Below are 23112 nucleotides of genomic sequence, written 5' to 3' on the forward strand. Positions count from 1 at the left end.
GAGCGATCGACTTCACTCTCCCGGGCTCGCCCGTCCACCGCGGCTCAGCCAGAACTGTGCACTCCCCTGCCCGGAACGGCACTGGTGAGGTTGCTCACGCCCCGTCCCCGCGCCCCTCACCCGGAACCGCGCACGCCCTCCCCCTCCGTCCTCGCGTCGCCGCCGCCCACGGTGAAGCCGATCACCGCGCCGCCGCCGTCCCGCCGGAACGCGAACGGGGCCCCGCCGTGGCCCAGCGCCACCTCGCGGACGATGGACAGTCCGAGGCCCGAGCCGGGCAGGGAACGCGCGTCGGCGGCACGGTAGAAACGGTCGAACACATGACCGAGGTCACCGTCGGTGATGCCGGGCCCTCGGTCGCGCACCTCGACGCGGACCGGGCCGCCGGGCGTCCCCCCGTGCGGACGAGGCCGGATCCCGTCACCGGCCGGGCCGGCGACGGCGATCTCGATGGGCGCCGTGCCCTCCCGGTCGAACTTGGCCGCGTTCTCCACGAGGTTGGACACGGCCCGCGTCAGCAGGCCCGGCCGGCCCTCGGCGGCCGTGTCGCCGTACGCGCGGACCACGATCTCCCGGCCGGTGCGCCGCCGCGCCAGACCGGCCACGTCCTCGGCGATGTCCGCGAGGTCGACCCGCTGCGGCGGTTCGCTGTCCGACTGTCCCGCCGCCAGGTCCACCAACTCGTTGACCAGGTCGGTCAGTTCACGGGCCTCCTGTTTCAGGTCGGCGACCAGTTCCTCGCGGGCGGCGGGCGGGAGTTCGTCGATGCGGCGCAGCAGGGAGATGTTCGTACGCAGCGACGTCAGCGGCGTACGCAGCTCGTGGCCCGCGTCCTGCACCAGCCGCCGCTGGTCCTCCTCGGACTGGGCGAGCCGGCCCAGCATGCGGTCGAAGGCGCGGCCGAGACGCCCCACCTCGTCGTAGCCGGTCACCGGCACCTGGATGTCGAGCCGCCGGGTGCGGGCGACGTCCTCGGCCGCGGACGTGAGGACCACGAGGCGGCGGGTGATGCGCCGCGCCAGCCACCAGCCGAACAGCCCTGCGCCGACCACCACCGCGGTGGTCGTGACGAGCGTGCGCTGCTGGAGCGAACGCAGCAGGTCCTCGGTGTCGCTGAACGACTGCGCCACCTGCACCGCGCCCCGGCCGCCCCCGAGGGCGACGGTCGCGACGCGGTAGACGCCGCCGCCGACGCCGACGTCCATGTGCGCGGTCAGCCGTCCGGCGGTGGCGTGGCCCGCGACGGCCCGGTCGGCGACCGTGACCGGCAGCCCCGGATTGCCCCGGTCCAGGACGGCGCCGTCCGGCCCGAGCACCTGCACGTCCGTACGGGCCGGGCGCAGCAGGTCGTGTCCGGGCGCGGAGGAGGAGAAGTCCCCCGGCGTCATCCGGGCCTGCCGCACCTCGTTGCGTACGTCCTGCACGACCTCGTCGAACACCGTCTGCTGGTCCACGCGCACCAGCCGGGCGGCGGCGCTGTAGGAGAGGATGCCGACGAGGACGGTGACGGCGGCCGTGACCGCCGCGAACGACACGGCGAACGTGGTCCGCAGCGACAGCAGCCGGAAGCGCCGCCGCCCCAGCAGCCGCGCGAACCGGCCCCCGGGCCGGCCGCCGGACCAGCCGACGCCCCGGCCGCCGCCCACTCAGTCCTCCCGCAGCACGTAACCCACACCGCGCACCGTGTGGATCAGCTGCGGGGCTCCCGGCTCGTCCAGCTTGCGGCGCAGATAGCCGACGTAGACGGCGAGATTCTTCGAACCGGGACCGAAGTCGTAGCCCCAGATGCGGTCGTAGATCGTGGAGTGGTCCAGGACGACGCCCGCGTTACGGACCAGCAGCTCCAGCAGCGCGAACTCCGTGCGGGTCAGTTCCACTTCCCGCTCCCCGCGCCAGGCGCGCCGCGCCCGCGGGTCCATCCGCAGTCCGGCGGCGCGCAGGTGGGGCCGGGCGGGCTGCTCCCCGGCGACGCCGGAAGACGCACCGCGAGAGGCGCCGGAGGGCGCGCCGGGCGGCACGGAGCCGGGCGCGGCGGGCGGCGCCCCGTCCGGCGTGCCGGGGGTGCCGGGCGTGCCGGGGGACTCGGGAGCATCGGGCCGGCCCCCGTCCCCGGCACCACTCCCGCCCCCCGTACGGCGCAGCAGGGCCCGCAGCCGTGCGAAGACCTCCTCGACGTCGAACGGCTTGACCACGTAGTCGTCGGCGCCCGCGTCGAGGCCGGCGATCCGGTCGGCGGTCTCGACCAGCGCGGTCAGCATCAGGATCGGCGTGCTGTCGCCCTCGGCGCGCAGCACCCGGGCCACCTGGAGGCCGTCGATGCCCGGCATCATCACGTCCAGCACCAGCACGTCGGGCCGGCCGCGGTGGGCCTGTGCCAGCGCCTCGACACCGTCGGCGACCGCGGTGACCTCGTAGCCCTCCAGGGTCAGGGCACGTTCCAGGGCGTGCCGGATGGCGCGGTCGTCTTCGGCGAGCAGCACGGTGTGAGGCACGGGTCCAGTCTGCCAAGCCGCCGCGGCCGGCCGCGTGACGGACCCCTGACCGCCCCGGCTTCTTACTGCCCTCTCACCCCGCCGACCCGCCGTACCCGGCTCAACGCGAGACGCGCGCCCTCTCACGCCGCCGACCCGCCGTACCCGGCTCAAACGCGAGACGCGCGCCCACTCACCCCGCGGACCCGCCGTACCCGGCTCAACGTCGCGCGCCTCCCTCCCCCGCCGACCCCCCGTGCCCGGCTGAACGCGACGCGCCACCCGTGCGAAGCTGCCCCCATGCTGATGCCGACGGTCCTCCGCTCCGCCGCGCTGTTCGTTCTCGCCGCGCTCCTGGAGATCGGCGGGGCCTGGCTGGTCTGGCAGGGCGTGCGCGAGCAGCGCGGCTGGCTGTGGGCGGCGGGCGGTGTCCTCGCGCTCGGCGCGTACGGCTTCGTCGCCACGTTCCAGCCCGACGCCCACTTCGGCCGCGTCCTCGCCGCGTACGGCGGGATCTTCGTCGCCGGGTCGGTCCTGTGGGGCGTGGTCGCGGACGGCTACCGGCCCGACCGCTGGGACGCCGCGGGCGTGCTGGTCTGCCTCGCGGGCATGGCGCTGATCATGTGGGCGCCGCGCCAGGGCGCCTGAACGACCGGCTGACTTACCCTGGGCGGCGACCCCGGTCGTACGAATCAGGAGCAGCCATGGCCACCGCCGCACCGTCCGCCGCCTCCCGCATCGCCGTCGTCACGGGCGCGAGCGGCGGCATCGGCGCCGCCACGGCCCGGCAGCTCGCCGCGGCCGGCTACCGCGTCGTCGTGACCGCCCGCCGCAAGGACCGCGTCGAGGCGCTCGCCGAGGAGATCAACGCGGCGGGCCACCAGGCGACGGCGTACCCCCTGGACGTCACGGACCGTGCCGCCGTCGACGAGTTCGCGACGGCGTTCAGGACGATCGGCGTGCTGGTCAACAACGCGGGCGGCGCACTGGGCGCCGACCCGGTCGAGGCCGGCGACCCTGCCGACTGGCGGCAGATGTACGAGACGAACGTCATCGGCACCCTGAACCTCACCCAGGCGCTGCTGCCCAAGCTGGAGGCGAGCGGCGACGGCACGGTCGTGGTCGTCTCCTCCACGGCCGGTCACGGCACGTACGAGGGCGGCGCGGGCTACGTCGCCGCCAAGCACGGCGCGCACGTCCTGGCCGAGACGCTGCGCCTGGAGATCGTCGGCCGCCCGGTCCGCGTCATCGAGGTCGCGCCCGGCATGGTGAGGACGGAGGGGTTCGCCCTGACCCGCTTCGGCGGCGACGCGGACCGGGCGGCCAAGGTGTACGAGGGCGTCGCCGAGCCCCTCACCGCGGACGACGTCGCCGACACGATCGCCTGGGCGGTGACCCGGCCGAGCCACGTCAACATCGACCTCCTCGTGGTCCGCCCGCGGGCCCAGGCGTCGAACACCAAGGTCCACCGGCAGTCGTGATGCCGGACCACACGCCGCGGGCGGCGTCGCACGGGACTGGGGCGGAGTCGGCCCGGGACCGGCGCCGCCTGGAGGAGGAGGGGAGGAACGAGCGCTACCTGTGGTGGTACCTCGGCTACTTCCTCTTCGGCATCCACCTCGTGGCCTTCGTCATGATCTACGCGGTGACCCACGCGAAGTAGCCGTCGGCCACGGGAAAGCAGCCGCCCCGCCCCTCAGCCCCCCGGTCCCTCAGCCCTTCACGCACACGACCTGCTTGAGCTTCGCCACGACCTGCACCAGGTCCCGCTGCTGGTCGATGACCTGCTCGATCGGCTTGTAGGCGCCCGGGATCTCGTCCACGACACCGGAGTCCTTGCGGCACTCCACGCCCCGTGTCTGCTCTTCCAGGTCCTGCGTCGTGAACCGGCGCTTCGCCGCGTTGCGGCTCATCCGCCGCCCGGCGCCGTGCGACGCCGAGTGGAAGGCCATCGGGTTTCCGAGGCCCTTCACGACGTACGACCCCGTGCCCATCGAGCCCGGGATGATCCCGTACTCGCCGGAACCCGCGCGGATCGCTCCCTTGCGGGTCACCAGCAGATCCATGCCGTCGTAGCGTTCCTCCGCCACGTAGTTGTGGTGGCAGGAGATCTCCGTGTCGAAGGCGGGCTTCGCCTTCTTGAACTCCTTGCGGATGACGTCCTTCAGGAGCGCCATCATGATCGTGCGGTTGTACTTGGCGTACTCCTGCGCCCAGAACAGGTCGTTGCGGTACGCCGCCATCTGCGGGGTGTCCGCGACGAAGACGGCGAGGTCACGGTCGACCAGGCCCTGGTTGTGCGGGAGCTTCTGCGCGACGCCGATGTGGTGCTCGGCGAGTTCCTTGCCGATGTTGCGGGAACCGGAGTGCAGCATGAGCCACACCGCACCGGAGGTATCCACGCAGACCTCGACGAAGTGGTTGCCCCCGCCCAGCGTTCCCATCTGCTTCCCGGCCCGCTCCCCGCGGAACTTCACCGCCTCCGCGACCCCGTCGAAGCGCCCCCAGAAGTCGTCCCACCCGGACGTGGCCAGGCCGTGCAGCCGACCCGGGTCGACGGGACTGTCGTGCATCCCCCGCCCGACCGGGATGACCTGCTCGATCCGCGACCGCAGGCGGGACAGGTCACCGGGCAGGTCGTTCGCCGTCAGGGACGTCTTGACCGCGGACATGCCGCAGCCGATGTCGACGCCCACCGCCGCCGGGCACACCGCACCCTGCATCGCGATGACCGACCCGACGGTCGCGCCCTTCCCGTAATGCACGTCCGGCATCACGGCGAGGCCCTTGATCCACGGCAGCGTCGCCACGTTCCGCAGTTGCTGCAGTGCCGCTTCCTCGATGGACGCGGGGTCCGCCCACATCCGGATCGGCACCTTCGCGCCCGGCATTTCCACGTACGACATGTCGTCCTCATTCCCCCGAAACAGCAACAGAAGTCAAGAAGCGCAAAACCGGCGCCAGGGTCGACGAATGGGACAACGGACCGGCGGTCACGGCAGTGCGTGCGATACACATTGTCTGCAGCGCCCGCCCTCGCGCGGCAAGCGAATAACCAGCGGGGACACTGCGGGCACCGGGCGACCGGCACCACCGGGGCCCCTGCGCCGACACCGCAAGAACCGCCGTAGGAACCGTGGAGAGGAGCCGACCGTGCAACGGAAGGCGTACGTACCCGGCGTCGCCGCCCTCCTCGCGGCCCTGCTCGCCGCATGCACCGGCGGCTCGGGGGACGGCGCCACCTCGCACGGTTCGAACCCGGGCGACCCCGGCACCGCCTCGGCCACGGCCGAGCCCGGCAGGTACCGCACGCTCCCCGAGCCCTGCGGCGCTGTGGGCCGCGACACCCTCAACTCCCTGCTGCCCGGCATCCGGCAGCTCGCCGACGGGGAGCGGCGCGAGCGCGCGTACGAAGGCGAGGCGACGCTCACGTACGACACCGACCGCAAGGTGGGCTGCCGTTGGAAGGTGGAGTCGACGGACGCCACCGACCATGTCCTCGTCGACTTCGAGCGAGTGGTGTCGTACGACAGCGCCGTGAGCGACGACAGTCAGGCCGAGACCATCTTCGCGACGCGGCGGGAGGCGGCGGACCTCCCGGCCCCGACGGCCACCGGACCGGCCACGCGACCCGCGACGAAGTCCCCGTCCGGGTCCGGCACCAAGGCCCCCGCGAGCGGCGGGAAGTCCCCCTCCGGTTCCGGCTCCCCGTCCGCCTCCCCCTCCGTCCCCCTCGCCGATCTGCGGCCCCGCGTCCTCGACGACCTCGGCGACGAGGCGTTCCTCGACGACGTGCTCAGCAGCTCCGGTTCGACGGCCGAGGAGCGCACGGTGACTGTGGCGTTCCGCACGTCGAACGTGATCGTGACGATCGAGTACGCGGAGCAGCCGGCGACCGTCGGCGTGGTCCCGGACAGCAAGGAAATGCAGGACAGGGCGCGGAAACTGGCCGCGCGACTGGACGACTCGCTGTCCGGCTGACCCCCCTTCACGGCCCCTTCACGCGGCTCCGGAAAGCTCCAGAACAAGGACGCCGGACCGGCTTCACCGCGTACCGTGACCTCTCGGACCCGTTCCGACCCGCAGGAATCACCAGCGTCATGAGTGAAGGAACCATGCAGCGACGAGCACAGCGAGACCAGTCCGGCCGGCGAGCGAAGGGCCTCACCCGCGTCCTTGTCGGCGCGGCGGGCCTCCCCGTCCTGCTGGTCGCCACGGCCTGCTCCTCCGGCTCCGGCTCCGACTCGGGCTACGGCGACGGGGACAAGGCCTCCGCGGCGGCCTCGGCGTCGGCGAGCCCGTCCCCGACCGTGCGGCCGGCGGCGTTCCAGAAGCTCCCCGAGCCGTGCCACGCCCTGAAGAAGGACACGCTGGAGGACCTCGTCCCGAAGGCCAAGTCCGGCAAGGAGGGCACGTCCGACGATGTGACCGTGCGCGGCTCCTGCTCCTGGAGCAGCCTGGACAACAACGGCGTGAAGGGCTCGCAGTTCCGCTGGCTGAACGTGTCGCTGCTGCGCTTCGAGTCCAACGTCACGCGCGGCGCGGGCGACGACCTGGCGAAGAAGTACTACGCGAAGCAGGTGCGGGACGCGCAGTCCGTCGAGGGCGCCAGGGACCACACGTCCGAGCCGGCGTCGGGGATCGGCGACGAGGCGACGACCGTGCGCTACGGCCTGAAGAAGAAGGAGGGCACCTTCAAGCAGCAGACGGTCGTGGCCCGTGTGGAGAACGTCGTCGTGACGGTCGACTACAACGGCGCGGGTCTCGCGGGCGAGAAGACACCGGACGCCGGCACGCTGGTGAAGGCCGCGCAGAAGGCCGCCAAGGAGGCGGTCGCCGCGGTGGAGTCGGCGAACGACCCGGCGGGCGGCGGCAAGGACGCGAGCGGCAAGGGCTCGAAGTCCTCGAAGAGCCCGTCCGCCAAGAGCCCGTCGGCCTCGAAGTCGGCGACCGCGGGCCGTTCCTCCAAGTCGCCCTCCAAGAAGGGCTGACGGACGACGCGAAAGGGCCGACGGACCACTCCGAGGCCCTTTCCATGACCTTGCGAGGCCCGTCAAGCAGCCCTTCGAGATCCGTCAAGCAGCCCCTCGATGCCTCCGGCCCCCGCCACCCCTTCGAGGTCCGCAAAGGCCCCACCGGGCCACAACCCGCCGCCCGGCAGGGCGCGTTGCGGGAGTCCGGCCCCCGCGTGAAGCGGACTCCGCCCGTCCCCGGCAACGCGCCGCCCGCACGCATGTGCCACTCTGTTGCGCGCACACCGCACGCGAGGGAGGGGAGTACAGGTGGCCGCGCCACTGCAGCTGACTCGGACGCACCGCATTCTCATCGGCGTGGTCGTCTTCGGTGCCGTGATCATCGCCGGCATCGGCTTCGCGGGGTCGTACTCGGCCGTCCGCGAGCTCGCCCTGAAGAAGGGCTTCGGGCACTTCAGTTACGTCTTCCCGATCGGCATCGACGCGGGCATCTGCGTCCTGCTCGCCCTGGACCTCCTCCTCACCTGGATCCGCATCCCCTTCCCGCTGCTGCGGCAGACGGCGTGGCTGCTGACGGCGGCGACGATCGCGTTCAACGGCGCGGCGGCCTGGCCGGACCCGCTGGGCGTGGGCATGCACGCGGTGATCCCGGTGCTGTTCGTGGTGTCGGTGGAGGCGGCGCGGCACGCGATCGGCCGGATCGCGGACATCACCGCGGACAAGCACATGGAGGGCGTCCGCCTCACCCGCTGGGTCCTCTCCCCGCTCCCGACGTTCCTGCTGTGGCGGCGGATGAAGCTGTGGGAGCTGCGCTCGTACGAGCAGGTCATCAAGCTGGAGCAGGAGCGGCTGGTCTACCAGGCCCGCCTGCGTTCCCGTTTCGGCCGTGCCTGGCGCCGCAAGGCCCCGGTGGAGTCCCTGATGCCGCTGCGCCTCGCCCGCTACGGGGTGCCCCTGGCGGACACCGCCCCCGCGGGCCTGGCGGCGGCGGGCATAGAACCGGCCCTCATCCCGCCGCAGCCCCAGCCTCAGGTCCAGCCCCCGTCCCGGACGCACCAGCCGCCGCAGCAGCACCCCGCCGCGCTCCCGGCGGACCGCCGCCCGGAGCTGGAGTCCCAGCAGCCGTCCCCGGCGCAGGTCGACGCGGAAAACGAGGAGCAGGCGGCGCCCGGGACGGACGACGCGCCCGGGGCGGACGGGGCGCCCGGGGAGGACCGCAGCCCGTGGTTCGTCCCGCGTGAGGTCGAGTACCAGGGCACGTACGACCCGACGTACGACCCGGCGGAGCAGTACGCGCACTGGTACGAGGAGCAGCAGCGGTACGAGCGCTTCCAGATGGAGGAGCGGCGCTACGAGGAGCCGCCGGTCCAGGAGCCGTCCCCGGAGGACACCGGCACGTTCCCGGTACCGACCGGCCGCCCGGGCGGTACCCGCGACCTCGGCGAGGGCGGCGGCACGGAGCCGGGTGAAGAGGACTACTACCAGGTCTTCCGTCAGTCCATAGACGGCAGCTATCCGACGCCGCGCGTTCTGGGCGACAACATCCAGGCGACGTACGGCCGGACGCTGCGGCCGGCGGAGCTGAAGGCGATGAACGAGCGCTTCCAGCTGCGCCACTCGGCCGAGCTGGAGGAGAACCACATCGCCTGAGGGACGCCTCACGCACAGGGGAGAGCCCCGGTCGGACGGGAATCCGACCGGGGCTCTCCCCTGTGCCGTGTTACGCGCCGAGCAGGGCCCGCACCCTGTCCTGCCCCACCGCCAGCAGCAGCGTGGGCAGGCGCGGACCCGTGTCGCGGCCGACCAGCAGGTGGTACAGCAGCGCGAAGAAGGTCCGCTGGGCGGTCTTGATCTCCGGCGGCAGTTCCTTGGGCGTGGCGTCGGCGGGGAAGCCGGCCCGGACCTTCGGTACGCCGTACACGAGGTGGGTCAGCCCGTCCAGCGACCATTGGCCGGCGAGCCCGTCGAGCAGCAGCCGCAGGGACTGCCGGGAGGACTCGTCCAGGGAGCTCAGCAACGCGTGGTCGGGCTCGGCGCGGACGATGGTGCGCTGGTCGGCCGGGACGTGCGTGTTGATCCACGCCTCGGCCCTGTCGAAGCGCGGGCGCACCTCGTCCAACGAGCGGATCGGCTGCTCGGGGTCGAGTTCGCCGAGGATGCGCAGCGCCTGGTCCTCGTGCCCGGCGGTGATGTCGGCGACGGACGCGAGCGTGCGGTACGGCAGCGGCCTCGGTGTCCTGGGCAGGTCACCGGCGGCGGTGCCGACGGCGCGCGCGTGGGCCGCGGCGTCGGCGGGCAGGGCGGAGCCGTCGGCGACCTTGGCGTCGAGGCGGTCCCACTCGTCGTAGAGCCGCTGGATCTCCTGGTCGAAGGCGATCTTGAAGGACTGGTTGGGGCGGCGTCGGGCGTACAGCCAGCGCAGCAGCTGCGGCTCCATGATCTTCAGGGCGTCGGCCGGTGTGGGCACACCACCGCGCGACGACGACATCTTGGCCATGCCGCTGATGCCGACGAACGCGTACATGGGACCGATGGGCTGCTTGCCGCCGAAGATGCCGACGACCTGGCCGCCGACCTGGAACGACGACCCCGGCGAGGAATGGTCGACTCCGCTCGGCTCGAAGATCACGCCCTCGTACGCCCAGCGCATGGGCCAGTCGACCTTCCAGACCAGCTTGCCGCGGTTGAACTCGCCGAGCCGGACCGTCTCGGAGAAGCCGCACGCCGTGCAGGCGTAGGTCAGCTCGGTGGAGTCGTCGTCGTAGGAGGTGACGGTGGTGAGGTCCTTCTCGCAGTTGCCGCAGTACGGCTTGTACGGGAAGTAACCGGCGGCGCCGGAGCTGCCGTCGTCCTCGGACGCGGCGCCGGAGCCCTGGGCGGCCTCCAGCTCGGCCTCGTCCACAGGCTTCTGCTGCTTCCTCCCGGAAGCGTCGGCCCCCTTGGGAGCCTTCTTCGTCCGGTACTGGTCGAGGACGGCATCGATGTCGCCGCGGTGCCGCATGGCGTGCAGGATCTGCTCGCGGTAGACGCCCGAGGTGTACTGGGCGGTCTGGCTGATGCCGTCGAACTCGACGCCGAGCGCGGCCAGCGACTCGATCATGGCGGCCTTGAAGTGCTCGGCCCAGTTGGCGTGCGGGGAGCCCTTCGGCGCGGGCACCGAGGTCAGCGGCTTGCCGATGTGCTCGGCCCACGACTCGTCGACGCCGTCGACCCCGGCCGGGACCTTGCGGTACCGGTCGTAGTCGTCCCAGGAGATCACGTGCCGGACCCGGTGGCCGCGGCGGCGGATCTCGTCGGCGACGAGGTGCGGTGTCATGACCTCGCGCAGGTTCCCCAGGTGGATGGGGCCGGACGGCGAGAGCCCGGACGCGACGACGACCGGTTTGCCCGGGGCCCGACGCTCCGACTCCTCGATGACCTCATCCGCGAAACGGGAGACCCAGTCGGTGGTCTCGGTGCTCTGAGCCACGATCGGCACGTCCTTCTTTCTGAACGGGTGACACCGGATTGTCACGGGTGACGGCCCATTGTCACAGACCGTTGCGTGACCGCGAAAACGGCTTTACCCCCCATGGGATACTGGGCGTGTCCCACGATCCCCACGAGGAGAACGGCACCCCTTCCTATGGCCTCGGTCACGTCCCTCAGCGACTCCGTCCAGCAGCACCTCGCGTCCGCCATCGCCGCCGCCCTGCCGGAGGCCGGTTCCGCGGACCCGCTGCTGCGACGAAGCGACCGGGCCGACTTCCAGGCCAACGGCATCCTGGCGCTCGCCAAGAAGGCCAAGGCCAACCCGCGCGAGCTGGCGGCCCAGGTCGTGTCCCGCCTCGAGTCGGGCGGCGCGATCAGGGACATCGAGGTCTCCGGCCCCGGCTTCCTGAACGTCACGATCGCCGACCGGGCGATCACGGAGAACCTGGCCGCGCGGTACGCGGACGACACGGGCCGCCTCGGCGTCCCGTTCGCCGACCGGCCGGGCACGACGGTGATCGACTACGCGCAGCCGAACGTGGCGAAGGAGATGCACGTCGGCCACCTGCGCTCGGCGGTGATCGGCGACTCGGTCGTCCAGCTGCTGGGGTTCACCGGGGAGACGGTGGTCAGGCGGCACCACATCGGCGACTGGGGCACCCAGTTCGGCATGCTCATCCAGTATCTGGACGAGCACCCGCACGAGCTGGACCACGAGGCCGGCGAGGTGAGCGGCGAGGAGGCGATGTCGAACCTCGACCGCCTCTACAAGGCCGCGCGGAAGCACTTCGACTCCGACGAGGAGTTCAAGACGCGGGCCCGCCGCCGGGTGGTCGACCTCCAGGCCGGTGACCCGCACACGCTCGCCGTCTGGCAGAAGTTCGTGGACGAGTCGAAGATCTACTTCTTCTCCGTCTTCGAGAAGCTGGACATGGAGGTCCGGGACCCGGACATCGTCGGCGAGTCGGGCTACAACGACATGCTCGCGGAGACCTGCCGCCTGCTGGAGGAGTCCGGTGTGGCCGTCCGCTCGGAGGGCGCCCTCTGCGTCTTCTTCGACGACGTCAAAGGCCCGGACGGCAAGCCGGTCCCGCTGATCGTGCAGAAGTCCGACGGCGGCTACGGCTACGCGGCGACCGACCTGTCCGCGATCCGCGACCGCGTCTTCAACCTGAAGGCGGACACCCTCCTCTACGTGGTGGACGCCCGGCAGTCGCTCCACTTCAAGATGGTCTTCGAGACGGCCCGCAGGGCCGGCTGGCTGAACGAGGACGTGACGGCGGTCCAGCTGGCCTTCGGCACGGTCCTCGGCAAGGACGGCAAGCCGTTCAAGACGCGTGCGGGCGAGACGGTCCGGCTGGTCGACCTCCTGGACGAGGCGATCGACCGCGCGTCGACGGTGGTCCGAGAGAAGGCGCAGGACCTCTCGGAGGAGGAGATCGCCGAGCGCGGCACGCAGGTGGGCATCGGCGCGGTGAAGTACGCGGACCTGTCGACGTCGGCGAACCGGGACTACAAGTTCGACCTGGACCAGATGGTCTCGCTGAACGGCGACACGAGCGTGTATCTCCAGTACGCGTACGCCCGTATCCAGTCGATCCTGCGCAAGGCGGGCGAGGTCCGCCCGGCCGCGCACCCGGAGCTGGACCTGTCCGACGCGGAGCGCGCGTTGGGCCTGCACGCGGACGCGTTCGGGGAGGCGGTCACGGAGGCGGCCAGGGAGTACGCCCCGCACAAGCTGACCGCCTACCTCTACCAGCTGGCGTCGCTGTACACGACGTTCTACGACAAGTGCCCGGTCCTGAAGGCCGAGTCCCCGGAGCAGGTGGAGAACCGCCTGTTCCTCTGCGACGTCACGGCCCGCACCCTGCACCGGGGCATGGCCCTGCTGGGCATCCGCACGCCGGAACGCCTCTGACACACGGCGTACGGCCGACCGGCTCACGGCGGACGGACCGGGAGCGGCGCGCGGTGAGCCCGTACGTGGCCTCGACGGCCCTCAGCGTCGAGTCGGTCTCCCCGCAGGGCGGCCGGAACAGCCGGGGTTGCCGTCGCCCGCGTCGGCAAGGGCTTGTGGGGTCCGGGAGATCTCGGAGTCCCTCTGGGCCCGGCTCAGCCGGGTCATGGGCGGGTGGTCGACCGGCACCGCTGTCGGTGAAGTGGCGTTTTTGCCGAAACCCCGCACGCTGACCTGCTGGAACGTGGTGCGCCGAGCCGTCTGGGCGGGACGTCCCGCCCAGACGATCAGCACCAACCCCGTGTGTTCGACCTGACAGGTGGTGCACAATGGCGCCGACACGGGGAAATCCCGAACGTAGTGGGGGGAACGTGTCGCGTTGGAATGAGCTGCCCGCGGAACTGCATCCGCACGTACGGCAGTTGATCGTGCGGCTACGCAGGTTGAAGGACCGCAGCGAGCTGAGCACGAGGCAGCTGGCCGCGGCGACGGGGTACAGCGGTAGATCGTGGCAGCGTTACTTGAACGGCGGGTCACTGCCCCCCCGTGGGGCCGTCGAGGCGATCGCCGAAGCCTGCGGTGACGACGCGGACCGGCTGCTGGTGCTGCACGAGATGGCGGCCGAGCGCTGGGCGGAGGGCTCCAGAGACACGTCCGACGCCTGGGACAGCATGTCGGAGACGCTGGAGGTCGGGCCCGCCGATCGGCAGTCGTACACGCGTGTCCCGCAGATGGTGGTCGCGGTGGGGGCGGCGGCCCTGGCGGTGTCGGTCTCCGCGGCGCTCGTACTGGCCGTACAGCTGGCCAAGGCCCGCGCGTCCGCGGAGGACACCCGGGAGCGTACGGTCACGGCGGCGGGGTCGGGGGCCGCGTCCGCTCCCGGCCGGTCGCCCGTACTGCCGTCCCTCTACACCTGCCGGCCGAAGCAGTCCGACGGCCGTTGGTACGCGGGCCACAGCCGCACCCGGGAGTCCACCGTGGTGTACGGCCAGACGGGCCCGGAGGTGATCGAGGTGCAGTGCCTGCTGAGCCGGGCGGGCTTCTCGCCCGGAGACATCGACGGGATCTTCGGCCCGATGACCCAGCGCGCGGTCAAACGTTTCCAGACCCGGGAGGGGCTGGAGGCGGACGGTGTCATCGGTCCGCTCAGCTGGGAGGCGCTGCGGGGGTGCTGCGCGGAAGTGACGGCGGAACCCGCCCGCTGACCGCGTCGCCGGGCTCCAGCGGGGAGGTCCACCGGAGCCGCCGGGTCTACTGGGCCTGTCGCAGCCTCTGGGCGACCTCGGTGGCCCAGTAGGTGAGGATGTTCTGCGCGCCGGCCCGTTTGATGCCTGTGAGGGTCTCCATGATGGCCCGGTCGCGGTCCACCCAGCCCTTCTCGGCGGCGGCCTCGACCATCGCGTACTCGCCGGAGATCTGGTACGCGGCCACGGGTACGTCGACGGCGTCCGCGACCCGGGCGAGCACGTCGAGATAGGGGCCGGCCGGCTTCACCATGACCATGTCGGCGCCCTCCTCCAGGTCGAGGGCCAGCTCCCGCAGGGACTCCCGCACGTTGGCCGGGTCCTGCTGATAGGTCATGCGGTCACCGGTCAGGGAGGACCCGACGGCCTCCCGGAAGGGCCCGTAGAACGCGGAGGAGTACTTGACGGTGTAGGCGAGGAGCGCCACGTCCTCCCGCCCGATCTGATCGAGCGCATCCCGTACGAAGCCGATCTGCCCGTCCATCATGCCGCTCGGGCCGAGGACGTGGGATCCCGCGTCGGCCTGCACCTGGGCCATCTCGGCGTACCGCTCCAGGGTGGCGTCGTTGTCCACACGTCCCTGGTCGTCGAGGACACCGCAGTGGCCGTGGTCGGTGTACTCGTCGAGGCACAGGTCGGACATGACGATGAGATCGTCACCGACCTCGCCACGCACGTCCCGCAGGGCGACCTGCAGAATCCCGTCCGGATCGGTACCGGCGGTGCCCAGGGCGTCCTTCTTCTCCTCCACCGGCACGCCGTACAGCATGATCCCGGAAACCCCGGCGGCGACGGCCTCGGCGGCGGCCTTCTTCAGCGTGTCCCGGGTGTGCTGCACGACCCCCGGCATGGCCGAGATCGGCACCGGCTCCGAGACGCCCTCCCGCACGAACGCGGGCAGGATGAGGTCGGCCGGGTGCAGCCGGGTCTCGGCGACCATCCGGCGCAGAGCGGGCAGGTTCCGCAGCCGCCGGGGCCGCGTACCCGGAAAGGATCCGTACTTCGACATACCCCTACGCTACGCCCGCTCGAACACCCGTCTTGCCGACTCTCCGTCGGAACGGCCGGCGGGCCCTCGCCGCCGGACCACGGCAGGCGTCAGGTGGGCCTGCCGCCCCTCAGGTATAAGCATCATCTTCAATCTCATAGGCATATGTGCGACATGCCCGCAATACGGCCTGTTTTGGCGTGCCGCAGCCCCGTAGGGAACTGCTCTAGTGGGCGGTGCGCGATCCGTGTTCCCGTTCCCGATCAAAGGACTCTGTGATGTCGCTGCGTCGCCCACTCGTCACCTTCACTGCCGCGGCAGGCCTGGCCATGTCCGTGGTGCTCACCGCGCCGGACGCCCAGGCCGCCCAGCCCGCTCCGACGTCGATCACCGCGTACCAGGACTGCCCGGTCGGCTGGTTCTGCGCCTGGGAGGACGCCGGTGGATGGGGCCGGATGGCGCGCTTCCAGCTGGGCTCCGACGACCTCCGGGACTTCAACCTGAACGACCAGATCTCCTCCGTGTGGAACCGGACCGGCAAGACCTTCTGCACGTGGTTGAACATCAACCGCGACGGCGCCACGTGGCCGGTGGGCAACTGGCAGGGCAACACCTCGCTGTACAACCGCAACGACAACATCAGCTCCCTGTGGGTAGGAGCCTGCTGATCACGTCGCCGCGCTCGTTGCTACCCGCCCAGCAGCTGCAGGATCCGGTTCACCGCGTCGAGGACCGGCACCCCCAGCGCCCCCGCCGTCGCGGCGATCCCGGCCACCGCCAGCAGGGCACGGTGGCGTTCCTGCGGCGGCGCGGTGTCGGCGGAGGCGAGAACCGGCAAGGTCTCGTCGATGGTCTGCGCGGTCGCGGGCGTCACCTGCTCACGCAGTTCCCGTACCAGGTGCACGAGTTCACCGAGGGCTGCCCGCAGTTCGGGGTCCATGGCCGGGGCGGGGGACGCTCCCACGTTCTTCACCATGCCGGTGTTCCCCGTGCCGCCGTACATGTTGACGTTGTCCCCATACATGTTGACGTTGTCGCCGCTCATCCTTTGGACATCCCCACGTTGCCGCTGCCGCCGTACATGTTGACGTTGTCGCCGAAGTGGTAGTGCTCGGGATTGATCGCCAGGGTCTCCACGTGCACCAGGAACTCGACGTCGGGGTTCTCGATGGCGTGCACCACCTGACCCGCGAGCTGCTGGAGATGCCCGGTGTCATTGCTGGTCACGAGCGCCGTGGAGGCACCGGACGTCTCGACGGCGAGGGCGAAGTGCGAGGGCGCCGAGAGAACCTCCACCCATTTGACGAGGGCGTAGACGATCCCCACGAGGGCACCGATCCACACGACGGTGAGGATCGTCCCGGCCGTGTCCGCCCCATCATTCGCGAATCCGGTCGCGTCCTCCCCATCACCCGCGACCGCGCCCGCGAATGCGGCCACGCCACCGAGAATCGTCAGGGCGAAGGCCACCGACAGGGTGATCGCGAGCCGCGTGAAGAACAGCGCGGTGGCCGCGCCACGCCGCGGGGTGAGGACGAACGTGTACACGCGGGTGACGTTGCTCAGCGGATACGCCGCGCCGCCCACCCACAGCAACCGCTTCGTGACCCGCATGGCGACGCTGCCCGCACCCTGCGGGGGCATCGGCGGCGGAGGGGGCGGGACCCGGTTCTGCCAGGGTCTGTCGCTGTCCGGCGCGGGTAGAGGCGGGACGGGCGGTAACGCCCCGGGCTCGTCGGGCTGTTGCATCGTCGCTGTCCCCCCGCATACGGCTGATGGACTTCAGTGAAGGGAAAACAGTACGCGGACCCTCGGAAACACCGCACCATGATTCGGCCATCGACACCGTGGACCACTGATCACTCCCGTATGAACGGGAGCACCACGCGCGCCACGTCTCCCGGCCAGGGCGCGCGACCCGGCGTCGGCCCTCCCCACCGCCGTGGCGAAGGCGCCTCGCCGAACCCACTGTCAGTGTCGGCGGTTACGGTGCCCACGTGATCCAGAAGACCAGTCACGACCGTGACGACCGCGCCTTCCCTCCCGCCCTCGCCGACGTGGCCCGCACGGAGTTCCCGTACGACGACGGCGACGGAATCGACTTCGAGCCCTACGACGCCTTCGTCACGGCCGAGGAGACCACCGACTGGCTGCGCCACTGGACGCGAAACCACGAACTCGACGGGGAGGCCTACCGGCTGTTCGGACAGGACGGAACGGGCGGTCTCGCCGCCGTCTGGTTCGGCCGCCCGGGCCGCCCCCTCGCCGATCAGCCCGTCGTCTTCATGGGCTCGGAGGGCGAGAACGGCGTAGTGGCCGGGAACTTGTCCGATTTCCTGTGGGTCCTGGCCGACGGTTGCGGCCCGTTCGAGGCCGTGGTGTTCGAGGACGACAGGTCACGCCCCCACGCGGCGCTCACCGCACTCGCCGAACGCCACGCCACCACCCCCCGCCGCCCGGCCCGCGCCGTCATCGCCGAGGCCCGCGCCGAGTTCCCGACGTTCGCCGAGGACATCGAAGCCCTGTGCCGCTGAGCCCCCGGCCCCCGGCCACGCACGCGCAGAACGCGGCGGCGGGGCACGCCACCCGGCACGCCCCGCCATCACCCACGCCCACGGCCCAGGGCCGCGGCGGCACTACGTCGTGGACCGACGCCTCCGCGCCCCCGGCCTCCGCTCGCTCGGCCGCGTCACCGGATCGCCCGCCTCCAGCGCCGCGGCCCGCCGCCGGCGACCGAAGTCGGCCAGTGCCTCCGCCAGCTTGTGCACCGACGGCTCGGGAGCCATCACGTCGACCCGCAGCCCGTGCTCCTCGGCCGTCTTGGCCGTCGCCGGGCCGATGCAGGCGATCACCGTCACGTTGTGCGGCTTGCCCGCGATGCCGACCAGGTTGCGGACCGTGGAGGACGACGTGAACAGCACCGCGTCGAAGCCACCGCCCTTGATCGCCTCGCGGGTCTCCGCGGGCGGCGGCGACGCGCGCACCGTGCGGTAGGCCGTGACGTCGTCCACCTCCCAGCCGAGCTCGATCAGCCCGGCGACCAGGGTCTCCGTGGCGATGTCGGCACGCGGCAGGAAGACGCGGTCGATCGGGTCGAAGACCGGGTCGTACGGCGGCCAGTCCTCCAGGAGACCGGCGGCCGACTGCTCGCCGCTCGGCACCAGGTCCGGCTTCACACCGAAGGCGACCAGTGCCTTCGCCGTCTGCTCGCCGACCGCCGCGACCTTGATGCCCGCGAAGGCGCGCGCGTCCAGGCCGTACTCCTCGAACTTCTCCCGGACCGCCTTGACCGCGTTGACCGACGTGAACGCGATCCACTCGTAGCGGCCCGTCACCAGACCCTTGACCGCCCGCTCCATCTGCTGTGGCGTGCGCGGCGGCTCGACGGCGATCGTCGGCACCTCGTGCGGCACGGCCCCGTACGAGCGCAGCTGGTCGGAGAGCGACGCCGCCTGCTCCTTCGTGCGCGGCACGAGAACCTTCCAGCCGAACAGCGGCTTGGACTCGAACCACGAGAGCTGCTCGCGCTGGGCCGCGGCGAAACGCTCACCGACCACGGCTATCACCGACCGGCCGCCGTCCGGGGACGGCAGCACCTTGGCCTGCTTCAGGGTCTGCGCGATCGTGCCGAGGGTCGCCGCCCAGGTCCGCTGCCGGGTCGTCGTACCGCCGACCGTGACCGTCAGCGGCGTGTCCGGCTTGCGGCCCGCCGTGACCAGCTCACCGGCCGCGGCGGCCACCGAGTCGAGCGTCGTGGAGACGACCACCGTGCCGTCGGAGGCGCCGACCTCGGTCCAGCACCGGTCCGACGCCGTACGGGCGTCCACGAACCGGACGTCGGCGCCCTGCGCGTCCCGCAGCGGCACACCCGCGTACGCCGGCACGCCCACGGCCGCGGCGATACCGGGGACCACCTCGAAGGGGACCCCGGCGGCGGCACACGCCAGCATCTCTCCGGCGGCGTACGCGTCGAGCCCGGGGTCACCGGACACCGCACGCACGACCCGCCTGCCGCCCCGCACAGCCTCCATGACAAGATGTGCGGCATCCCGCGACGCGGGGCCACCAACGGTTGTTGACGAGCCGTCAATGACCGTCAGCTGAGGCGTGCCCGTCACCGGACTCGCCTTCGCGGAAGCGGTGGAAGAAGCAGAAGAGCCGACAGAGCCGGAATCGTCCATCGGGACGTCCGCGTCCGTGTGCACCTCGGCCACGCCGTGCCTGGCGTGCCGGCGCACCACGTCGAGCACCTCGTGCTCGGCGACGAGTACGTCCGCGTTCGCCAGCGCCTCGACGGCTCTCAGGGTCAGCAGTCCCGGATCTCCGGGTCCGGCACCGAGGAAGGTGACGTACCCGTGTTCCGGACCGGCGGGAAGGGTGGTGGGGCTCAATGTGCTCGCTCCCCCATCAGACCGGCCGCGCCCTGGGCGAGCATCTCGGTGGCGAGGTCGCGACCGAATGCCGCCGCCTGGTCGTGCGCTCGGGGCACGGGACCGGTGGTGGACAGCTGCACCATCGTGGCGCCGTCGGTCGTGCCGACCACACCACGCAGGCGCATTTCCTTGACAATCTGCCCGTCGGCCAGCAGGTCGGCCAACGCGCCCACAGGGGCGCTGCAGCCGGCCTCCAGGGCGGCGAGCAGTGACCGCTCGGCCGTCACGGCGACCCGCGTGAACGGGTCGTCGAGCTCGGCGAGCGCGGCGATGAGGTCCGCGTTGTCCGCGGCACACTCGATCGCCAGGGCCCCCTGGCCGGGGGCGGGCAAGACCGTGTCGACCGACAGGAAGTCGGTCACCTCGTCGATCCGGCCGATCCGGTTCAGCCCGGCGGCGGCCAGGACGACCGCGTCGAGCTCCCCGTCCCGTACGAACCCGATGCGCGTGTCGACGTTGCCCCGGATCGGGACCGTCTCGATGTCCAGCCCGTGCGTCCGGGCGTACGCGTTCAGCTGCGCCATGCGGCGCGGCGAGCCGGTGCCGATGCGCGCCCCGCGCGGCAGGTCGGCGAACTTCAGCGCGTCCCGGGCCACGACCACGTCGCGCGGGTCCTCGCGCACCGGCACGGCGGCCAGGGCGAGCTCCTCGGGCTGGGTAGTCGGCAGGTCCTTCAGGGAGTGCACCGCGAAGTCGACCTCGCCCCCGGCCAGCGCGTCGCGCAGGGCGGTCACGAAGACGCCCGTGCCGCCGATCTGCGCGAGGTGCTCGCGGGACGTGTCTCCGTACGTGGTGATCTCGACGAGCTCGACGGGGCGTCCGGTCACCTGGCTCACGGCGTCCGCGACCTGCCCGGACTGGGCCATGGCGAGCTTGCTCCGCCTGGTCCCGAGCCGTAGTGCCTTGTCACTCATACTGGCCCTCGGTTCTTGGCGCTCTGGTCGTACTGGTCGTTCGTCTCGGTACCGTCCTCGGCGCGGGAGACGGCGGCCACCGTCTCCGGGTCGAGGTCGAACAGGGTGCGCAGCGCGTCCGCGTAGCCCGCGCCGCCCGGCTCCGCCGCGAGCTGCTTGACCCGCACGGTCGGCGCGTGCAGCAGCTTGTCCACGACGCGCTTGACGGTCTGCGTGATCTCGGCGCGGTGCTTGGCGTCGAGGGCGGGCAGCCGCCCCTCCAGGCGCGCCATCTCGCCGGCGACGACGTCGGCGGCCATGGTGCGCAGCGCCACGACGGTCGGCGTGATGTGCGCGGCCCGCAGCGCCGCTCCGAAGGCGGCCACCTCGTCGGAAACGATACGCCGGACCTGGTCGACGTCGGCCGCCATCGGGGCGTCCGCGGAGGCGTCCGCGAGTGACTCGATGTCGACCAGCCGCACGCCGGGCAGCCGGTGCGCGGCGGCGTCGATGTCGCGCGGCATCGCCAGGTCGAGGAGGAAGAGGACGGGCGCGGGCCGCGCGGCCACGGCGACCGGCTCGGGCCGGCGGTGCTCCGGGACGCGGCCGACGGTGGCGGCGGTCGCGGCGAGCGCGCCGATCAGTTCGGCGTCGGCCTCGCGGTTCTGCTCGCGGCGGTCTACGGCGCCGCCGGCGGCCCACGTGGCGTGCTGTTCCAGGGTGGCGGCGTCCATGCCGGCCACGGCGGCCTCCCCCATGACGGAGAAGCCGGGCTGTACGGCGGACAGGTCGAGGGGGGAGCCGTCCTCGGCGCCGACCCCCGCGGGAGGCAGCGGTGTCTGCGCGTCGGCCGGCTTCCGTATGTCCTCGGCGGCGCTCCCGGGGGCGGCGGCGAGCTCGTCGGCGAGGTCGGCGGCGGCCCGGCCGGTGCGGCCCTCGACGGCGGCGGCGACCTGCTCGGCCGTCAGGACGAGACCGGTCGCCCCGGTGCAGGAGACGGCCAGATCGGCACGTGTCAGTTCACCGGCGACGTGCGCCATCGGTACGGCACGCGCGTGGACGTCCGTGTCGTCGCCCTCGGTGAGAATCCGGGCGAGCCGCTCGGCACGGTCCTGGGTGCGGTTCGCGACGACGATCTCGGCGACCCCGGCACGCGCCAGCGTCGCGGCGGCCAGCGACGACATGGACCCGGCGCCGATCACGACGGCCTTCTTGCCGTGCGCCCACCGCCCGACGGGCGCACCCGCGGCGAGTTGCTCCAGGCCGAAGGTCACCAGTGACTGCCCGGCCCGGTCGATGCCGGTTTCGGAGTGGGCCCGCTTGCCGACCCTGAGGGCCTGCTGGAACAGGTCGTTCAGCAGCCGCCCCGCGGTGTGCAGGTCCTGCGCCCTGGCCAGGGAGTCCTTGATCTGGCCGAGGATCTGCCCCTCGCCGACGACCATCGAGTCCAGTCCGCAGGCCACCGAGAACAGGTGGTGGACGGCCCGGTCCTCGTAGTGCACGTAGAGATAGGGGGTGAGCTCGTCCAGCCCGACGCCGCTGTGCTGGGCCAGGAGGGTGGACAGCTCGGCGACACCGGCGTGGAACTTGTCCACGTCGGCGTACAGCTCGATGCGGTTGCAGGTGGCCAGCAGGGCTGCCTCGGTGGCCGGTTCGGCGGCGACCGTGTCCTGCACCAGCTTGACCTGGGCGTCCGCGCTCAGCGAGGCCCGCTCCAGGACACTGACCGGTGCGCTGCGGTGGCTCAGCCCGACGACGAGGAGACTCATGCCGGCATCACGGCGGGTACGTCCCCGTCGGGCCCCTGGTCGGCGGACTCGTCGCGGGTGGCGGCGGCCGGTACGGCGGCGGCCCGCGCGGCGGCCTCCTCGCCTGCCTTGCGCTGCTCGTGGAAGGCGAGGATCTGCAGCTCGATGGAGAGGTCGACCTTGCGCACGTCGACCCCGTCGGGGACGGTCAGCACGGTCGGCGCGAAGTTCAGGATCGAGGTGACCCCGGCGGCCACGAGCCGGTCGCAGACCTGCTGGGCGGCACCGGCGGGCGTCGCGATGACCCCGATGGACACGTCGTTCTCATCGATGATGCGTTCCAGCTCGTCGGTGTGCTGGACGGGCATCCCGGCCACGGGCTTCCCGGCCATCGCGGGGTCGGCGTCTATCAGGGCCGCCACCCGGAAACCGCGGGAGGCGAAGCCGCCGTAGTTGGCGAGCGCGGCGCCGAGGTTACCGATACCGACGATGACGACCGGCCAGTCCTGGGTGAGGCCCAGTTCGCGCGAGATCTGGTAGACGAGATACTCGACGTCGTAGCCGACACCCCGCGTCCCGTACGAGCCGAGGTACGAGAAGTCCTTGCGCAGCTTCGCCGAATTGACCCCGGCGGCGGCCGCGAGCTCCTCGGAGGAGACCGTGGGTACCGAGCGCTCCGAGAGCCCGGTCAGGGCGCGGAGATACAGCGGGAGCCGGGCGACGGTGGCCTCGGGAATCCCTCGGCTACGGGTCGCCGGTCGGTGAGTTCGGCCAGTTGCCACGGTGCTCCTGCGGGTAGAGCGGGGCTGCAGGCGGTCACACGTCCCCGGACCGCCCCGTCGAATGCAGGCTATGTCTTTGTGAACGCGTGCACAAAGATGCTGTCCGATTTGCCCGGCCAACGTGACCGGACTCACGCGACCCCGTCGCACGG

The 23112-nt window shown here is 71.9% G+C and carries 21 protein-coding genes and 1 pseudogene; 10 read left to right on the top strand and 12 right to left on the bottom strand.

Translation table 11 applies throughout. From position 1 onward, the window contains the following. Positions 1-116: 116 nt before the first annotated feature. Together ABZ354_RS23605 and ABZ354_RS23610 are read right to left on the bottom strand one after the other, a co-directional pair. Positions 117-1586, bottom strand: a complete 1470-nt coding sequence (locus ABZ354_RS23605) for a HAMP domain-containing sensor histidine kinase (protein ID WP_358659861.1) — start codon at positions 1584-1586, stop codon at positions 117-119. Between the two features lie 60 nt (positions 1587-1646). Beyond that, the gene (locus ABZ354_RS23610) at positions 1647-2492 is read right to left on the bottom strand and encodes a response regulator transcription factor (protein ID WP_358659795.1); all 846 of its coding nucleotides are present in this window, start codon (positions 2490-2492) and stop codon (positions 1647-1649) included. A gap of 285 nt (positions 2493-2777) precedes the next feature. Here ABZ354_RS23610 and ABZ354_RS23615 point away from each other — a divergent pair, with 285 nt between their 5' ends. Genes ABZ354_RS23615 through ABZ354_RS23625 form a run of 3 tightly spaced genes read left to right on the top strand, consistent with a single transcriptional unit; the run spans position 2778 to position 4134 of the window. Next, on the top strand, positions 2778-3119 hold the full coding sequence (locus ABZ354_RS23615) for a YnfA family protein (protein WP_358659863.1): 342 nt from the start codon (positions 2778-2780) through the stop codon (positions 3117-3119). 56 nt (positions 3120-3175) lie between these two features. Continuing rightward, positions 3176-3952: an SDR family NAD(P)-dependent oxidoreductase gene (locus ABZ354_RS23620; protein ID WP_358659797.1), complete on the top strand. Its 777-nt coding sequence runs from the start codon at positions 3176-3178 to the stop codon at positions 3950-3952. After that, positions 3952-4134 carry a hypothetical protein gene (locus ABZ354_RS23625; protein ID WP_358659799.1) on the top strand — a complete coding sequence of 61 codons (183 nt, stop codon included), beginning with the start codon at positions 3952-3954 and terminating at the stop codon, positions 4132-4134. The genes ABZ354_RS23620 and ABZ354_RS23625 overlap by 1 nt, the downstream gene beginning before the upstream one ends. Before the next feature lie 49 nt (positions 4135-4183). Here the strand turns inward: ABZ354_RS23625 and ABZ354_RS23630 are convergent, their stop codons facing one another. Continuing rightward, positions 4184-5377 (bottom strand): RtcB family protein, encoded by a 1194-nt coding sequence (locus ABZ354_RS23630; protein ID WP_358659801.1) that lies wholly within the window; start codon positions 5375-5377, stop codon positions 4184-4186. A 247-nt stretch (positions 5378-5624) separates the two neighbouring features. Between ABZ354_RS23630 and ABZ354_RS23635 the strand changes: the two genes are divergently transcribed. The 3 genes from ABZ354_RS23635 (at position 5625) to ABZ354_RS23645 (ending at position 9094) form a co-directional block, all read left to right on the top strand. Further along, a complete protein-coding gene (locus ABZ354_RS23635) occupies positions 5625-6452 on the top strand; it encodes a DUF3558 domain-containing protein (protein WP_358659803.1) in 828 nt (275 codons plus the stop codon). A 119-nt stretch (positions 6453-6571) separates the two neighbouring features. Continuing rightward, positions 6572-7462: a DUF3558 family protein gene (locus ABZ354_RS23640; protein ID WP_358659805.1), complete on the top strand. Its 891-nt coding sequence runs from the start codon at positions 6572-6574 to the stop codon at positions 7460-7462. A 291-nt stretch (positions 7463-7753) separates the two neighbouring features. After that, entirely contained in the window at positions 7754-9094 is a 1341-nt protein-coding gene (locus ABZ354_RS23645) for a DUF2637 domain-containing protein (RefSeq protein ID WP_358659807.1), read from the top strand. Positions 9095-9164: 70 nt separating this feature from the next. On the opposite strand, the gene lysS is transcribed toward ABZ354_RS23645, so the two are convergent. Next, entirely contained in the window at positions 9165-10922 is a 1758-nt protein-coding gene (gene lysS / locus ABZ354_RS23650) for a lysine--tRNA ligase (RefSeq protein ID WP_358659809.1), read from the bottom strand. 147 nt (positions 10923-11069) lie between these two features. On the opposite strand from lysS, the gene argS reads away from it, so the two are divergent. Further along, positions 11070-12833: an arginine--tRNA ligase gene (gene argS, locus ABZ354_RS23655; RefSeq protein ID WP_358659811.1), complete on the top strand. Its 1764-nt coding sequence runs from the start codon at positions 11070-11072 to the stop codon at positions 12831-12833. A gap of 52 nt (positions 12834-12885) precedes the next feature. Here the strand turns inward: argS and ABZ354_RS23660 are convergent. After that, a pseudogene (locus tag ABZ354_RS23660) lies at positions 12886-13049 on the bottom strand (polysaccharide deacetylase family protein); the annotation flags it as partial. 194 nt (positions 13050-13243) lie between these two features. Here ABZ354_RS23660 and ABZ354_RS23665 point away from each other — a divergent pair. Further along, the gene (locus ABZ354_RS23665) at positions 13244-14077 is read left to right on the top strand and encodes a peptidoglycan-binding protein (protein WP_358659813.1); all 834 of its coding nucleotides are present in this window, start codon (positions 13244-13246) and stop codon (positions 14075-14077) included. Between the two features lie 46 nt (positions 14078-14123). Here ABZ354_RS23665 and hemB read toward each other — a convergent pair whose 3' ends face one another. Beyond that, positions 14124-15125, bottom strand: coding sequence for a porphobilinogen synthase (gene hemB, locus ABZ354_RS23670; RefSeq protein ID WP_358659815.1), 1002 nt, complete (start codon positions 15123-15125; stop codon positions 14124-14126). A gap of 257 nt (positions 15126-15382) precedes the next feature. On the opposite strand from hemB, the gene ABZ354_RS23675 reads away from it, so the two are divergent. Beyond that, the gene (locus tag ABZ354_RS23675; RefSeq protein ID WP_358659817.1) at positions 15383-15772 is read left to right on the top strand and encodes a peptidase inhibitor family I36 protein; all 390 of its coding nucleotides are present in this window, start codon (positions 15383-15385) and stop codon (positions 15770-15772) included. Positions 15773-15792: 20 nt separating this feature from the next. On the opposite strand, the gene ABZ354_RS23680 is transcribed toward ABZ354_RS23675, so the two are convergent. Further along, positions 15793-16149, bottom strand: coding sequence for a hypothetical protein (locus ABZ354_RS23680; protein WP_358659819.1), 357 nt, complete (start codon positions 16147-16149; stop codon positions 15793-15795). Further along, the gene (locus tag ABZ354_RS23685) at positions 16146-16748 is read right to left on the bottom strand and encodes a DUF6232 family protein (protein ID WP_358659821.1); all 603 of its coding nucleotides are present in this window, start codon (positions 16746-16748) and stop codon (positions 16146-16148) included. The genes ABZ354_RS23680 and ABZ354_RS23685 overlap by 4 nt, the downstream gene beginning before the upstream one ends. A 353-nt stretch (positions 16749-17101) precedes the next feature. Here ABZ354_RS23685 and ABZ354_RS23690 point away from each other — a divergent pair, with 353 nt between their 5' ends. Next, the gene (locus tag ABZ354_RS23690) at positions 17102-17638 is read left to right on the top strand and encodes an SMI1/KNR4 family protein (protein ID WP_358659823.1); all 537 of its coding nucleotides are present in this window, start codon (positions 17102-17104) and stop codon (positions 17636-17638) included. Positions 17639-17740: 102 nt separating this feature from the next. On the opposite strand, the gene ABZ354_RS23695 is transcribed toward ABZ354_RS23690, so the two are convergent. Genes ABZ354_RS23695 through ABZ354_RS23710 form a run of 4 tightly spaced genes read right to left on the bottom strand, consistent with a single transcriptional unit; the run spans position 17741 to position 22960 of the window. Further along, positions 17741-19495 (bottom strand): uroporphyrinogen-III synthase, encoded by a 1755-nt coding sequence (locus ABZ354_RS23695; protein ID WP_358659825.1) that lies wholly within the window; start codon positions 19493-19495, stop codon positions 17741-17743. Next, positions 19492-20451 (bottom strand): hydroxymethylbilane synthase, encoded by a 960-nt coding sequence (hemC, locus tag ABZ354_RS23700; protein WP_358659827.1) that lies wholly within the window; start codon positions 20449-20451, stop codon positions 19492-19494. Before hemC ends, ABZ354_RS23695 begins: the two co-directional genes overlap by 4 nt. Then, a complete protein-coding gene (locus ABZ354_RS23705; protein WP_358659829.1) occupies positions 20448-22199 on the bottom strand; it encodes a glutamyl-tRNA reductase in 1752 nt (583 codons plus the stop codon). The genes hemC and ABZ354_RS23705 overlap by 4 nt, the downstream gene beginning before the upstream one ends. Next, positions 22196-22960: a redox-sensing transcriptional repressor Rex gene (locus ABZ354_RS23710; RefSeq protein WP_358659831.1), complete on the bottom strand. Its 765-nt coding sequence runs from the start codon at positions 22958-22960 to the stop codon at positions 22196-22198. The genes ABZ354_RS23705 and ABZ354_RS23710 overlap by 4 nt, the downstream gene beginning before the upstream one ends. Positions 22961-23112: the final 152 nt, after the last annotated feature.

The sequence above is a fragment of the Streptomyces sp. NPDC005925 genome, assembly GCF_040638805.1.
Classification (GTDB): Bacteria; Actinomycetota; Actinomycetes; order Streptomycetales; family Streptomycetaceae; genus Streptomyces.

Excerpts from the sequence above, each read along its gene's own strand:
- ABZ354_RS23620 (WP_358659797.1), top strand. The coding sequence starts at position 3,176 with ATGGCCACCGCCGCACCGTCCGCCGCCTCCCGCATCGCCGTCGTCACG.
- ABZ354_RS23615 (WP_358659863.1), top strand. The coding sequence starts at position 2,778 with ATGCCGACGGTCCTCCGCTCCGCCGCGCTGTTCGTTCTCGCCGCGCTC.
- ABZ354_RS23705 (WP_358659829.1), bottom strand. The coding sequence starts at position 22,199 with ATGAGTCTCCTCGTCGTCGGGCTGAGCCACCGCAGCGCACCGGTCAGT.
- ABZ354_RS23630 (WP_358659801.1), bottom strand. The coding sequence starts at position 5,377 with ATGTCGTACGTGGAAATGCCGGGCGCGAAGGTGCCGATCCGGATGTGG.
- ABZ354_RS23625 (WP_358659799.1), top strand. The coding sequence starts at position 3,952 with ATGCCGGACCACACGCCGCGGGCGGCGTCGCACGGGACTGGGGCGGAG.
- hemB (WP_358659815.1), bottom strand. The coding sequence starts at position 15,125 with ATGTCGAAGTACGGATCCTTTCCGGGTACGCGGCCCCGGCGGCTGCGG.
- ABZ354_RS23640 (WP_358659805.1), top strand. The coding sequence starts at position 6,572 with ATGAGTGAAGGAACCATGCAGCGACGAGCACAGCGAGACCAGTCCGGC.
- hemC (WP_358659827.1), bottom strand. The coding sequence starts at position 20,451 with ATGAGTGACAAGGCACTACGGCTCGGGACCAGGCGGAGCAAGCTCGCC.
- argS (WP_358659811.1), top strand. The coding sequence starts at position 11,070 with ATGGCCTCGGTCACGTCCCTCAGCGACTCCGTCCAGCAGCACCTCGCG.
- ABZ354_RS23680 (WP_358659819.1), bottom strand. The coding sequence starts at position 16,149 with ATGAGCGGCGACAACGTCAACATGTATGGGGACAACGTCAACATGTAC.
- ABZ354_RS23685 (WP_358659821.1), bottom strand. The coding sequence starts at position 16,748 with ATGCCCCCGCAGGGTGCGGGCAGCGTCGCCATGCGGGTCACGAAGCGG.
- ABZ354_RS23675 (WP_358659817.1), top strand. The coding sequence starts at position 15,383 with ATGTCGCTGCGTCGCCCACTCGTCACCTTCACTGCCGCGGCAGGCCTG.